The 13,611-nt window shown below is 69.3% G+C and carries 11 protein-coding genes and 1 pseudogene; 2 read left to right on the forward strand and 10 right to left on the reverse strand.

Features of this window, described 5'->3' with window-relative positions; all coding sequences use genetic code 11:
* Window positions 1–307: 307 nt before the first annotated feature.
* The 7 genes and pseudogenes from ACFYW1_RS35430 to ACFYW1_RS35460 all read right to left on the reverse strand — a co-directional run bounded on the left by ACFYW1_RS35430 (window position 308) and on the right by ACFYW1_RS35460 (window position 9,861).
* Window positions 308–1,294: a hypothetical protein gene (locus ACFYW1_RS35430; protein WP_389002973.1), complete on the reverse strand. Its 987-nt coding sequence runs from the start codon at window positions 1,292–1,294 to the stop codon at window positions 308–310.
* Window positions 1,291–2,763, reverse strand: coding sequence for a hypothetical protein (locus tag ACFYW1_RS35435; RefSeq protein ID WP_389002976.1), 1,473 nt, complete (start codon window positions 2,761–2,763; stop codon window positions 1,291–1,293). The genes ACFYW1_RS35430 and ACFYW1_RS35435 overlap by 4 nt, the downstream gene beginning before the upstream one ends.
* Window positions 2,760–3,593 (reverse strand): AAA family ATPase, encoded by an 834-nt coding sequence (locus tag ACFYW1_RS35440; protein WP_389002979.1) that lies wholly within the window; start codon window positions 3,591–3,593, stop codon window positions 2,760–2,762. The genes ACFYW1_RS35435 and ACFYW1_RS35440 overlap by 4 nt, the downstream gene beginning before the upstream one ends.
* Window positions 3,587–4,390, reverse strand: a complete 804-nt coding sequence (locus ACFYW1_RS35445; RefSeq protein WP_389002981.1) for an AAA family ATPase — start codon at window positions 4,388–4,390, stop codon at window positions 3,587–3,589. Before ACFYW1_RS35445 ends, ACFYW1_RS35440 begins: the two co-directional genes overlap by 7 nt.
* The gene (locus tag ACFYW1_RS35450; protein ID WP_389002984.1) at window positions 4,387–5,901 is read right to left on the reverse strand and encodes a Mu transposase C-terminal domain-containing protein; all 1,515 of its coding nucleotides are present in this window, start codon (window positions 5,899–5,901) and stop codon (window positions 4,387–4,389) included. The genes ACFYW1_RS35445 and ACFYW1_RS35450 overlap by 4 nt, the downstream gene beginning before the upstream one ends.
* Window positions 5,902–6,386: 485 nt before the next feature.
* Window positions 6,387–8,782 (reverse strand): annotated as a pseudogene (locus ACFYW1_RS35455) (Helicase associated domain protein); the annotation flags it as partial.
* Window positions 8,783–9,552: 770 nt separating this feature from the next.
* The gene (locus ACFYW1_RS35460) at window positions 9,553–9,861 is read right to left on the reverse strand and encodes a hypothetical protein (protein WP_389002988.1); all 309 of its coding nucleotides are present in this window, start codon (window positions 9,859–9,861) and stop codon (window positions 9,553–9,555) included.
* A gap of 146 nt (window positions 9,862–10,007) precedes the next feature.
* Between ACFYW1_RS35460 and ACFYW1_RS35465 the strand changes: the two genes are divergently transcribed.
* Together ACFYW1_RS35465 and ACFYW1_RS35470 are read left to right on the forward strand one after the other, a co-directional pair.
* On the forward strand, window positions 10,008–10,514 hold the full coding sequence (locus ACFYW1_RS35465) for a MarR family winged helix-turn-helix transcriptional regulator (protein ID WP_389002992.1): 507 nt from the start codon (window positions 10,008–10,010) through the stop codon (window positions 10,512–10,514).
* Window positions 10,515–10,616: 102 nt separating this feature from the next.
* Window positions 10,617–11,387, forward strand: coding sequence for a hypothetical protein (locus ACFYW1_RS35470; protein ID WP_389002995.1), 771 nt, complete (start codon window positions 10,617–10,619; stop codon window positions 11,385–11,387).
* Between the two features lie 97 nt (window positions 11,388–11,484).
* Here ACFYW1_RS35470 and ACFYW1_RS35475 read toward each other — a convergent pair whose 3' ends face one another.
* The 3 genes from ACFYW1_RS35475 to ACFYW1_RS35485 form a co-directional block, all read right to left on the reverse strand.
* The gene (locus ACFYW1_RS35475; protein ID WP_389002998.1) at window positions 11,485–12,303 is read right to left on the reverse strand and encodes an acyl-CoA thioesterase; all 819 of its coding nucleotides are present in this window, start codon (window positions 12,301–12,303) and stop codon (window positions 11,485–11,487) included.
* Window positions 12,304–12,383: 80 nt separating this feature from the next.
* A complete protein-coding gene (locus ACFYW1_RS35480; protein WP_389003001.1) occupies window positions 12,384–12,914 on the reverse strand; it encodes a DUF4188 domain-containing protein in 531 nt (176 codons plus the stop codon).
* Window positions 12,915–12,945: 31 nt separating this feature from the next.
* A complete protein-coding gene (locus tag ACFYW1_RS35485) occupies window positions 12,946–13,599 on the reverse strand; it encodes a LuxR C-terminal-related transcriptional regulator (RefSeq protein ID WP_389003004.1) in 654 nt (217 codons plus the stop codon).
* Between the last annotated feature and the right edge of the window lie 12 nt (window positions 13,600–13,611).

Below are 13,611 nucleotides of genomic sequence, written 5' to 3' on the forward strand. Positions count from 1 at the left end.
ACGGTGCTTCCACAACCGCCGGCCGCTGCTCGGGCCGGCCTCCAGGACCCGGCCGACACCGAAGCAAAGTGCCCCACCCGTGCCGGCCAGGCCGCCGGCGCCCTGTGAGAGCGAAGAGGCAGACCATGCCTCCGGCCGGTCACCGGCACGCTCCGGGCGGCCGGCCCCTGGCTTTATCGACGTCACACGACAGCAGTTGTCGATGCCCTCGGGAGGCACTCACCGCACCCGGATCTCGATGTCGATGAGAACAGGAGGCACCCGTCGGCACTCGGCAGCGGCGCGATGAAGGCTGTGACCTGCGACCTTAGCCAGCGCTTTTATCCCGGACTCCGGACCGACGGCACACGGCGTCTTGCCGGTCGTCACCGGGCTGCTGTCCGAGGCCATCGCTATTCGACGTGGGCAGCACCTCCCGAACTGCCCGAGAAACGCTGCTCTTCGTCATCGACAGAGCCAGCGCTCCGGGTCGAGCCGGTGTGGCAGCGACGGGCGCCGACGCGGAGCCACTGGCGGAGTCTGCGCCGGCAGCAGCGGCGTGACGGTGGTCCAAGGCTGGGTGGCCGGCGGGGCCGGAGGCGTCCAGGAGCGGGTGGGCGGCAAGCCCGAGGGCGAACAACACGTCCGGGTGGGGAGTGGGCTGTTTGCCGGCAGGGGCGAGCAGGCGCCGGTTGGCCAGGCGCGGGATCTGATCGGCGGGCAGGTCGGGGGTGAGGCCGCGGGCGGTGTGGTGCAGCAGGCGGGTGAGGGCTGCGGCCTCGCCGGGGGCGAGGGAGGCGGCGGTGTGGCCTGAGTTGTGCAGGTTCTGCCGCTGCTTGCCGGTGAGCAGGTCGGGCACGCACGTCAGGTGGATGGCGGTGTCGGTGTGGATGAGCCGGTGCGGGCTGCTGGACTGTTCGAGGTGTGCGGCCAGGGTGGTGGCGGCGCGCCCGAGGCGGTGCGGGGTCCATTCCAGAGCGGAGGCCAGGTCGTCGGGGTGGATGCGGTCGGCCTCGAGCAGGGCGGCGTGCAGCACGGTGGCGTGGGTGGCCGCGCCCGGGGCGGGACGGCGGGCCGGTGCGGGCTGGCGCAGGAGGGATTCCGCGGAGGTGTTCAGCGCGCGGGCGAGGGTGAGCAGGGCCCCGGCGGGGAGGGTGTGCGGGGTGAGGTGGCTGTCGAAGTCGGTGGCGGGGATGCCGGTCAGCGCGGCCAGGTCCTCGTCGGTGAGCCGGCACTCCATGGCGCGTGTGCGCAGGAACGTCAGGTCGAACGCGGCCGCGGACGTGTCGCCGGGCGGCGGGGTCTGGTCGGTCACGGGTGTAGCTCCCCAAGGCGCGGCAGGACGTCGGGGGCAGGTGGCGTGGGGGTGTGCAGGTGCCAGCAGCGGGCGGCGGTATGCCAGTCGTCCCCGGAATGGCCGTTGGCCAGGGCGGGGATCGGGAGGCCGGCGTCGGCGATGAGGGCATCGAAGCGTGGTGTGGTGCCGAAGCAGTTCGCGAACAGGCCGTGGTTGTCAGCGGTGCGCGGGGTGCGCCGGCGGAATTCCACCGCGGCGCGCAGCAGGGGGCGGGCTCGGGGCGGGACGGCGTACAGGTGCCGGGGCCCGGGAGGTTCGCCGATGTTGATCCGCGAGTCGCGGTCGATGGCCGCGGTGGTGCCGTCCTTGTCGACGCTGGCGATCTGAGTCATCGACAGCAGCGAGGTGTCGGTGCCGGTGAACAGCAGGGCCGCGATGGCGGCGGCGCGCAGCGGGTTGGGCAGGCGCACAGTGATCGTGTGCACGACGCGCGGGGTGAGGGGCACGGTGGTGATACCCGGACCCGCGCAACTGACGAGGTTGTCAGGCACGTTGAGCAGCAGCGCATGGGCCAGGAAGCCGGCCTGGGCGCCGCGTACGCGGGCCACGGTGTGCTGGGTGCTGGGGCTTGAGACGGTCAGCCGGGCCAGGAACAGCCGTAGGGCTTCGGTCTCTTGCAGGTTGAAGGGGGTGGGCTCGGCCGGGTCTTCGGTGGTGGAGGTGGTGACGGCAGCTTGGGGTGGCTGGGCCTGCAGGCGGGCCAGCCAGGTGCGGGCGGCGGCGTAGCCGGCGCGGTACTGGCCGTCGGTGCGGGCGAAGTCGGTGGTGTTCTGGTGGCGCCAGCAGTCCGCGCGGAACGCGGCCACCGAGCTGCGCGGCAGTGTCGGGAGCCGGTAGGCGTGATCGTGCGGCGGTGGCCCATAGCGTCGGCCGGCGGCGGCCGGGCCGATCGCGTCGAGGACGGGGACCGTGCCGCGTGCGGTCACCACGTCGTCCAGCCCGGCAGCTGTGAGATGTTCGGTCAGACGCTGCTCGTCGTCACGCTCCGGTGCGTGGGCAAGCAGTGTGAGGCGGATACCGGTGTCCGCGTGCCAGGCCGCCAGGCGGCGCAGGCGCTCGGTGGTCAGGCGGTGGGCGCGCAGAACAATAACCTCGTACACGCCGGTTGCCAGGGTCCAGCAGGTCACCGCCCGCCAGGCCGGATCCGTGGACATCCGCTCCGCGTCTGGACGGGAGAACCCGTCGCGGCCCATGGCGCGCAGTACGTCCAGTGCGAGGTAGGCCGGGCTGGTGGTGTGCGGGGTGGGATCGACGGTGATCCGGCCGCAGGCGGGATCGGCCCACTGGTAAGCGGCCCGGTGCACCGCGTGGTCGTCGTCGCCGTCCAGCAGCAGCCTCACCGGCCCCGCCGCCCGGGCCGCCGACGACGGTGGTGTGGCCGGCGGCAGCGTGGAGGCGGGGACGGGAAAGAGCGTGGGGGCGGTCATGGGCGGCGTCCGCCGTCGACCCGGTCGGCCACCGCCTGCAGCATGCCCCAGTCCGGCTTGCTCGCTCCGGTGGCGGCCAACACCCGCTGGGTGTGAAGGGTCAGCACGACCCAGCGGCGCAGACAGCCATCGGCGAGGCGGGCGTCCAGCGCCTTGAGGTCGTCGGACGCGACGCTTTGCCACACAGGGTGCAAAGCGGGCACCGCCTTCTGAACCTGGTCGCGGGTCAGCGGCCAGATGTAGGGCCAGCCGGCACTGCGGGTGGCGAGCATCCGCTGGGCGCGCAAGGAGCGTTCGCCGCGCGCCTGGGCGATCAGGACCACGCACAGTCCTTGGGGGAGGTCGTCGTGGAGGAAACGCAGGTACTCGAAGCAGGACGCCGACAGCCGGTGGGCGTCCTCGACCACGACGATCCGCGGCTTGAGAGCCAGGGCGCGACGAATCCAGGCGTCGGCGGCCCCTGGGTCGGCGGGCGCCTCACCACGGAGGCCAAGTGCACGGTGAAGGGCGGCTCGCAGGTCAGCCGGCGCCGGCTGAGCCCGGAAGTGCAGCGGCAGCAGCAACAGCTCGCCGAGACGGCGGGCGGCGGTGTGGACGGCGAAGGTCTTGCCGACCCCGGCATCGCCCAGCACGCACACGAACCGGCCCTGGGAGTACGCGTCGGCGAGCGCGTCGCCCACGGCGAGCATGCCCGGGGTGAGCAAAGTCCGTACACCTGGGGTGTCGAGGAAGTGCAGGCCGGAGGGGGCCGCGTCTTCCATGACGGCGAAGGGCTCGGCTGCGGCGGCCGCGCCCCAGACAACCGACAGCGGAGGCGTGGTGGTCAGCATCGCTTCAGGGCCCAGTCCACGACCCGGTCGTCGACCTTGTCGGCCCCCAAGTGCTCCATGCCCTTGATCACGTGCTTGGTGACCTTCGCCCACTCGCGGAACGAGCCGAGTGCGTACTGGGTGTCGACCCTCTTCAGCAGCGCCTCGTCCACGCCCCTCCACACCGGGTGCGAGTCGGGCACGGCCTTGAGGACCTCGTCCTCGGTCATCGCCAGGATCTCCAGGCGGATGTAGATCCGCGAGGCCAGCGCCGGATCGCTCTGCAGCGTCTCGTACGCCTCCCGGCCGCCGACGAAGAGGACGGCGGGCTTGGGGTCGCAGGTGTCCCACAGTTTGCGCAGGAACTCGAAGTTCTCCCGCCGGTACTGCTGGGCCTCGTCGCACACGATCACATACGGGCGCCGGGGCAGGGTCTCGCGCAGCAGCTTGTCGAAAGCGGTCGGCGTCCCCGGCATCTTGCAGGACAGGTTCATCTGGTGGAACAGCTCCTCGCGCAGGTCCTTCGGTCCCGGGCGCGAGCGGGCGAAGTCCAGCGGGAGGATCAGATCCGGGTTCATCTCCTGGATCGTGGCCCGGGTGCCGAAACTCTTGCCGAGCCCGGCGTCCCCGTAGATCACCGACATGGCCCGCGATTCGACGGTGTCGACGACGGTGTCCTTGATCTGCAGCAGCGTGTCGGTGGCGACCAGTGAGGAGTCCTCAAGGCCGAGGAAGAACTGCGGGCGCAGATCCGGACGGCGCGGCGCTCCCGACTCGGGCGGCCGGGGCGGCGCGGCAGTAGGTGCAGTGGGTGTCATGTGTCCTCCGAAGACGGATGAGAGGGGGCGGTGGCCTGGCCGGGGCGTGCCCAGCCGGCCGGAACGGGGGTCAGTGGCTGGTACGGCTCTTCGCGCCGGCGGGGAGCAGCAGGTGCTCGGTGGCTGGTGCCCGCGAGTTCGGCGAGCGCCTCTTCCTTGGTCATGCGGGTCGCAGAGACGGGCAGTTGGGGTTCGGTAGCCGGCAGATAGCGGTCGCGCCTGCGCTCACCGGAGCGCTGCAGGGCCCGGCGCAGGGCAGCACTGTGCTCCCGGCGGTTGGCAAGGACCTTGGCGCGCAGTTCCTCGGTGGCCTCGTCGCTGAGGAATGCCCGGCCCAGGTAGCGCTCCCCGCGGAAGGTGTACAGGTCGATCTCATGGGCGTGGTGCGGCATCCACCGCACCCGCACCTCGACCCCGATCCGGCCGGCACCGTTCTCGGGCATGTAGCAGCGGCCCGCGAACTCCACCCCGTGGCTGGTGATCTTCCGTGGTCTGTGGTCGCTCTCCAGCATGAACGCGCGCAGCTCGGCCGGGGTGGGCTCGGGGCGGATCTCAGCAGGGTCGGCCAGCCACGCCTCCAGCGGCGTCAGCCCGGTGCGCTTCCCCACGTGCTGGGTGTTGTGCTCGGTGACCCACTCCCCCAGGAGCTCCACGAATGCCTCGAAGGTCAACGGCGGGTCCGTCTCGCCGACACGGCGGCGGTGATCGAGCAGGGGAGCCTTGGTGTAGCGGGGCAGGTCGGCGAAGAAGCGGGTCATGCTGGTGCGGTTCAGTCGCTCGATACCGCCTTTGTGGCGGGCGCTGCGCACCCGGTGCACCGGGACCCCGAGCAGACCGAAGGCCCGCCGGACGGTCTTGGACATGAAGTCGGCGCCGCCGTCGACCCGTACCAGGTGAGGCAGTCCCCCGGCCGGCCCGTAAGGATCCTCCCTCAGCACCGAGGCCCGTACGGCCGCCAGGACCGAGCCGCGGTGCGCGGAACCGGCGGTGACCGCCCAGCCCATCACGTGGCTGGTACCGCGGTCCTCGAACCACGTCACCCACACCTTCGACAGCTTCTTGTCGGGCATCATCACGACGAGCGGGGCCTGCTTGTGGTCGCCCTCCCACACCTGGTTCCGGGCTACCGCGGGCCGTTGGAAGGCGGGGTCGAAACCACGGGCGGCCGGGATGCCCTCCCGCAGGCCCGCCATGAAACCGGGGTCGAGGTCACGGGCGATCGCGTCGTGCAGCGTGGTCAGACCGACCGGCTTTTGACCCGTCGCCTTGGCGGCGCGCACCAGATACTCGTGAGCGCGTTTCACGTTGCCCTGGTGGTCGGCGAGGACTTCGATGATCTCCTCGGTGATCCGGAACCGCCGGCGCTCCGGCTTCTCCGTGGACCCCGTCTCCTCGGCCTGCTTCAGCCAGTCCCACACCGTCCTGATGTGCACGCCCACCGTGTCGGCGACCAGCCGCACATGCGCCGTCCTCAGCTCTCCCGCCCTGCGCAGCCGCAGCAGCTGAGCCACCGCGGCAGGCCGCAACTCATCCCGGTGCCGCCCCAAGCCCTCATCCACGGCCCCCAAGGCGTCGCCGCCCGCCGTCACCGGAACCGACAACCACACAGAGAACGAACCCGCAACCAAGCAGTGATCACAATGCCAGCCTCCGGGCAGTCAACATCCGCCCCATACAGAGCAGTTCAAGCAACGCCCATGGCAGGCGCGACGGATGAGACGTTAAAGCCGACACCCCCACAAGAGCCCCGTCGATCACCTGGGCAGGTGACAGAGACCCCGTTCCACCTCCAGCCCGCACCCTCATGCGCTATAGAGCCCACCTCAAAGGAGGTTCGACGAACACTGCACTGACCCATTCGGGATCACACCACCACCGATTCAGGAAAACACCACCAAGATCAACCACCTGAAACACCAACTGACCAGGACAAACACGAGCCAGCATCAGTGGTGGGGAAACCCGAACATCTCGGCAACCTCTTCCCCGAACTTCACAGTTGACTTGCTTTCTGTTTGGTGCGGGTCTTGCACAGCCACGGGCCGATCATGACGCGTTCGCCGTCGGCCTCGATCCATTCTCTGGCCCCGGGCGGGCGTCCGTGGCGCTCCACGAAGGCGCGCAGCAGCAGTGCTGTCTGTTCGAAGGAACGGCGTTTCCTGGTGCCGGATGTGACGGGTGTTCTCGGTGTTTGTCTCAGTGGGACTTGATCGGTGGTCAGGCCGAGGCTGGTGAGGAGGTCGCGTTGGCCGGAGTTGAGTTCGTGCCAGGTGGTGAACTGACGGTGCAGCCAGCTGCCGGCTTTCATGCCGTCGATCACCGTGTCGCGGCGCAGCGTGGCCGGGTCGTAGCCGGCGATGTGGTGCTTGATCAGGTGGTATTTGCGGTGCCAGTCGGGGCCGTGCGGGAGTGTCCAGTGCGGGTCGAGGGCGGTGAGCTGGGCTTCGCGGCTGGGGGCGAGGCGGTCTTTGCGGGCCAGGGACCGCTGGTCGGCGAGGAACTGACCGCCCGGCTCCTGGGAGGGGATGGCAAGGTGGCCGCGGGCGGTGTGGAAGGCCTCGATGGTGGCCAGGTGTCCCTGCCAGGCGGCTTCGTTCTCGTCCCAGACCATGCCCAGGTCTTCGAGCTCGGCGATCCACTCGGCGGTCAGGGCGCCTTGGTGGTAGGCGGTGCGTTGTCCGGTGATGAACTGGCCGAGCCAGTAGCCGTAGGCGTCCTCGTAGTCGGACGGGACGCGGAGGTGGCCATTGCTCAGCGTGGAAGCGGACGGCGGCCGCGAGTCCCGCGCGGCGGGGTGCGGACAGGACCGCGCCGACGGCGGGCCAGGCCAGCAGGTTCATGGCCCGGGCGATATGTCCGGGGTCGAGGGTGAAGTCGAACCGGAACCGGCGTGTGATCAGGGTGTGGGTGTTGGCGTCCGGGCGGCGCTTGGCGTTCTTGCGCGGGGCCCGGGCGGCAATCCGACTGGTCGTGATGCCGGAGTGCGGCGGTGACCAGCCGAGGGCTTCGTAGGGGATGGAGAGGAGGTCGGTGGGGTCGGCTTCGGGTGGGGTGTAGGCGGGGATGACCAGGCTCGCCGTCTTGCGCTCGACGATCGGGGGCTTGCGCAGAGCACGGCCCAGGGCCTGGACGATGCGGCGCACGCTCGCCGTACGGTCCGCGAACACGACCGCATCCACGGCCGGCAAGTCCACCCCCTCGCCCAGAACCTGGGCATGGTCAGTACACACCACGGTCGGCATCAGCGAAGCCGGTGAGGATGGCGTGGCGCTGGTCGGGGGTGTGGGTGCCGTTGATCGACTGCACAAGAAGGTCGTCGGCCCATGCGGGGCGCTGGTCCACGGGGAGAGTGCGCAGCGTATGGGGGAACTGGCGGGCGAAGTCGGCGGCGTCCGCGACCTGCTGGAAGTACACGATCACATGCTTGAGGTCGTGCTCCGTCATGGCCTTGAGGACGGCCAGATGCAGCGCACTCGTACGACGGGCACTCGGACCGAACCCCGTGTGGGCATCACCGGAGTTGGCGAGGACAGTGCGCAGGTCGGTGCTCGTGATCGTGGGCACAAGCAGCTGGTAGTCGGCCAGAACACCATCCTCGACCGCATCCGCGTCGCAGGACCGGGCCTCCCGTTCGCCCCGGGCGACGGCGAATACGTCGGCGGTGTGCGGCCAGCGCGCCCGGTACTCGTGCGCGTGCAGGCGCTCGCCGAGCCGCTTGAACGCCTCGCGGTGTGCCGTGAACGTCGGCCAGCTTGGCCGGGGACGCTGCGACGAGGTGTCGAGGCCCGCCGGCAGGGCGCGGCGGACCCGGCGCGAGGTCGGGCAGGACCTCGTCGCCCAGCGGTGTCGTGCTCCCGGCCAGGCCCGGTACAGCGCGCTGTTCTCGTCGTCCGGTGCACCGTCCAGGTGCAGGGCCGTCACGCGGTCGCCCGCTGCGGCTGTCAGCTCGTCGTGCGCGGCGATCATCGCCTCGTACGTGTGCGGGTATGTCCCGTACGAGGTCAGGGTCAGCAGGTCCGCGGTGCCGGTGCGGAGCTGGTCGAGTGTGCGCTCGCGCGAGGCGTCGTCGGCGAGTGCCTGGGCGACGTGCTGGTGTCAGAATTCGTATGTGTCCGGCACATTGGCCGGGAAGTCGATGAAGTACGCGTTGTGCTGGACGTGGTCCCCGGTCATCGTCCGGACGGTCTCCAGCGTCCGTACGGCAGTGTCGATGACCGTCCCCTCTGACAGTCCCGGCAGGTGCTTCAGCAGGTCTGCCGCGAGCTTGAATCCGACGGACATCAGCGCCGCGTCGAACTGCCTTGCCGCGACGTCCCCTTGCCCGCTCGGGCCGGGGGTTGAGGGAAGGCGGTGGGGGTGCCGGATGCCCAGGGGTTCGAAGCGGTGGACCATCCGGGCATGGTTCCAGGACCGTACGATCCGACGTACTCGGGTTTTCGGGCACCCAGCGGTGGCCTCTGGACGCGGCGTCGCTCTTCCCGCCCTCGCCTGTCCGGGCCGGTAGCCGTTCCGTGCCCGGCCACTGCGGAAACCGCGGTGATCCGGTGGAGGGCGTCGTTCCCGTCCGGGGCGTGGCCAGGGGGAGGGGGCGGCCTGGTGGGATGGAACGACGGTGCACGCCTGCTGGTCCTGGCCGGTCAGATGTATGCTGGTCCGGCGCCCGTCGTCGGCAACCGTCGCCGCGACGAGAAGCCCGGTATCTGCCGAGGCTCCCCCAGCTGTGCCGTGTTCTTCCGCTGGGCGATGCCCACCGCTCAGGGTGTGGCCTTTGACGGCCAGTTCACGCCATGCCGCGCCGTCCGCGTGAGAGGACCAGGACGGGCCTCATGCCCGTCCGCTGGTTCAGGGGGTGGCGGAGAGACCGGCTTCTTCCGCGCGTGCCCGGGCGGGGGGGCTGTTCGGTCACCGGCCGCGGCCGTGGTGGTCTCCCGTCATCCGGGGTGCACCTGGCGGGTGCTCCGATGCCAGGGCAGGCCGGTGGCGGGGGTGAAGGCCGGGCACGTGCGGGTCGGGATCTTCGGCCTGTGCACGAACCTGGTAACCCGGCCAGGACGCTCCGGCCTCAGGGCGCGGCCGTTGCTGCTCCCGGCGGGCGGGGTCCTCGGTGGTGCGCCTCGCCTTGTTGTGGCTTTGTGCTGCAATGAACCGGGGCCGTACCCCTGTCAGCGGAAGTGGGCCCCCAGGTCGTAGCCGCTCTTGCTCGGGGAGCAGGAGCGGTGGTCGGTCTTGCCCGCCCGGTACAGGTTCTGGGCCTCCTGTTCACAGGCGTCCTTGGTGGGGAACGAGCCGACGAACTGCCAGGGATCCGCGTGCGCGACGCGTTCGACTTCGATCCGGGCGTGCTCCGTCCCGGGAATCCTGTCCCGGGGGCGGCCGAGGGTCGTGGCGGTGAGCCTCGCGCCGGGATGAGGATCGGGCGCCGCTTCGCCGGCCTTCGTCGGTTCCGGGTCCGGGCGGTGCGGCAGGGACAATCGGTGCTCGCCTCCGGGAACGGCCCGTCACGGATCCCGGCGCCTCTCGTGAGGCCGGTCGGTCGAAGTAGCTACCGGCAGCAGTTGAAGGACGGGCTTGGAGAGTGTGTCCGAATCTGGAGCCTTCTGAGCATCGGGGCTCCGCTATGATCGACAAGAACTTGACAAGCTCGGTGATCTGCGGTCATCGGGAACTTGCCCGCAACCGAGGAGGTGGAGCGTTGGATCCCCGCGGGGTCGCGGCCGGCTCGCTGACCTTTCTGGTCCGCAGAGCCTGGTTGAACATGAGGTCGGCGATCGCTGGGGAGCTCACGGAGTTCGGGTTGACGACCTCGCAGTACGCCACCCTCCTGATGGCCGAGGCACAGCCCGGGATGTCGGCGTCGGACATCGCGCGCGAGGTGGCGAGCTCCAGGCAGGCCGCCAACGAGATGCTCATCGGGCTCGAACAGGAGGGCCTGATCGAGCGGCGGCCGAATCCGTCCGACCGGCGCAGCCAACAGATCTTCGTCACCGAGTCCGGCCGAGCGCATCTGACCGATGCCCGCAAAGCCGTCGACCGCTGCGAAGCCGAACTGGAGGCTCCATTCACGCCGAAGGAGCGCGCCGCGATCCGTGAATGGCTTGAAGGGATCTCCAGGGCGCGTCACTGAGCCCAATCCACCTGAGCGTATACACGAATTTGACCTGGACCGCTTGAGCTGAATTGTTGGCCGCGCTACAGTTTAGTTGAAGAAAGTCAAGAAACCAAGGTCATGGGGGAATTCTTGTCGACGCTTTCGGGAACTCATCAGGGAATTCGCTCGGAAAGGTTTTCGGGAGTTGGGCGGGGAGGTTTCATCGAGCAATTCGACAGTGCGAGCGAGATGAGAGTTTCCGCTCTGAAGTCCGTTACGCGGGCCCGCTATGACGTTACATTATCGGCACTGAGTCCGGAGTGGTATTCCGGTGAACGGGGCCGGGTGGTACGGAAAATAGTTGGTGAAGCGGAGCGGAGGGGGGTCGCCGTACGGGAGCTCTACCATCGTGACGACCTCCCCCACTGGTGTACTCCGGAATACCTGCTGTCTGCCGCGGAGCGTGACAGCCAGGTCCGGATCACTGACACCAAGCTGCAGGAACTCGTCATCGTGGACTCTCAGGTCGCCTTCATGCGGACCCAGGTCGGCCTCTCCCAGGAGCACTACCTGGCTACCTGGTCACCGCCGCTGATCAAGAATTTGCAGTCGTTGCTCGCGGCCGCCTGGAATGGTGCCAGTGAGCCATCGAGTTACCTACGTCACCTTCGGTCAGATTTCGATGACGCGGATCGCCGGATCATCAATGAGCTGGCGATCGGACGCAAGGACGAGGTGGCCGCCCGCCGATTGGGAATATCACTTCGAACTTATCGGCGGCGGGTGGCGGAAATAATGAGCCGGCTGGATGCCAATTCTCGATTCCAAGCCGGTGTCCACGCCTTGCGGGACGGTCTCGTGAGCCGGGGAGGGCGCGAAGAAGGATTTCTTCATCCGAGCTCTGCCTGAAACCTTTCTCCCGCCCCCGGTCGTTCGGGGGCGGGAGAAAGGTGTTTCTTTTGGATTTCTTTGTGTTTTCTTTCTTTTCGGCTCCGGGTGGGCGGGGTCAGGAGCTCTGCCACCAGGTGGGCGGAACCTTGAGGGCGCCCTCGGGTCCCGTCGGGCGCAGGATCTGACGGGTCTGCCGACCGACCGCGAGCAGGGTGCCGTCCGCGCTCCACAGGCTGCTGGACTCCACCGTCCAGCCGTCGCTCGACTGGTCCGTCCCGACCCGGACCAGTGCCCAGTCGCCGCTGTCGGCGAACGACAGTCCGTCGGTGAAGTGCGCCGAGTACTCGGCGGTCGGCACCGCCACCAGCTCGGAGGCCGCCGCGTATACCGCTGGGGGCATCGCGTCGAGCAGCACCAGTGCCGCCTCGGCGATCGGCAGATCGAGGTCCCGCAGGCGCAGCCAGGCGGTCATCTCGGGATGTGTCCCTCCTCCGAACGGCCGCTCCTCGCCCGCCATCCTGGTCTCGAAGTGGGCCGCATACGGGAACATCCGGGCCGGGAAGCCGGCATCCGGGCAGTCCGCGGGCGTCGGCACGACCGGCATCCCGGCCGCCTGGAGCGTGGGCTTGTCCCCCGTGATGCCGAACAGCGCCGTCGCCAACGCCACGGGCCGTTCGTGCTGTTCGAGTACCGAGCGCACCACCGCGCTGGTGCGCGACTGGCGTACCACCTCCGACCGCACCAGCAGCGGATGGTCCGACACCGGGGCGAGGAAGGAACTGTGCAGCGATCTGGGTGCCAGGTCCACGGTCAGCTGGTCACCCGCGTGCCGGAGCATCAGCGTGGACACCAGGCCACCGAGAGCACCGGACCAGGTCCGCCACGACCTGTCGACCGGCGGCAGTGACGCCTCACTCGTCGTGGCAGCGTTCATCGCGCATCACCTTTCTGTCGCACCGGCCGTTGAGGACCGGGAAGTTCGAGAAGTTCGGGGGGCCGTGGCGCTGCGGGGCACTACGACGGTGCTCCGTCCCCGGGGCGGGTGCCGGCCGGGAAGTCGTCCTGGGCGGTGCGGCCGAGCCGCCGCCCGGCCGTGTGTCCCTTGGCCTGTACGGGCTTCAGCTCGCCGGCCCGGGCGAGCCCGATGCGTCCCATGTTCGCGTAGACGCTCTCGTACTGCCCGTCCTTCACCAGGTACGTCTCGTGCCAGATGCCGACGTCCCCGGACTTGAGGACCTGTTGGTTGTATCGCCGCCAGGACGGCAGGTGCGGGTCGTCGGTCTTCCGGGCGAAGGCTTCGAGCTGTTCGAAGCTGCGCCAGTACTGCACGACCGTCGGCCCGACGCCTGAGACCAGGGCGAAGTAGGTGCACAGGGCGCCCTTCTCGGGATGCTCGCGCAGGTCCTTGACCATGCCGAACATCGATCGGAAGACCGGCCACCACCGGTGGATCCGCCAGGGGCGGTTCACGTGCATGCCGATCAGGAAGACGACGAAGTCGCCCTCGATGTGTGCGGTGTGGCGGCCGCGGTGGACCTGGGACATGGGGCGGTGCTCCTTCCGAGCAATGGTCGGTTCACAGGGTGAGGAGTCCCCACTCGATGGCCCGGACCACGGCGAGGGTGCGGTTGGGACAGTTGAGCTTGGCCAGGACGATTCCGACCAAGCGCTTGACGCCGTGCTCGGAAATGCTCAGGGAGCGTGCGACCTGCCGGTTGCTCAGCCCGCCGGCGATCAGCCGCAGCACTTGGAGTTCACGTGCCGTCAGCGAGATCGGGACCCGGCGCGCGGCCGGTGCGTCCGCGGCCGGCTCGGATGCGGTCACCGACCGCCGTGCCGGGGTCTCCGACATGTAGAACCGCCCGGAGGCGATGTCGGCGATCGCCTCGCGCAGTGAATCGGGGCACAGGTCCGCCCAGTCGAGGAAGCCGTGCGCGCGATCGGCCCACGAGGGGTCGAGCACGGAGGCCGAGTCGATCAGCATCAGCATGCGGATGCCGTGTGCGCGCAGGGCTTTTGCGGTTGCGTCGGGCAGGGGGCCCGCGACGTCGTTGGAGGAGATGATCAGCTGGCCGCCGGAGAATCCGGCGAGCTCTTCGAAGTCCGTGCAGGCATGCGTCATCGGCGGGGTGTCGAGCGAACGGAACATTCCCTCGATCCCGTAGCGCCGCATGTCGTCGCGGATCATCAGGACTATCTCGATGCCGTCGTCGAGCGTGCGGGTCGGCACGGTGTCTCACTT

This window comes from Streptomyces sp. NPDC002669 (assembly GCF_042889165.1).
GTDB lineage: Bacteria > Actinomycetota > Actinomycetes > Streptomycetales > Streptomycetaceae > Streptomyces.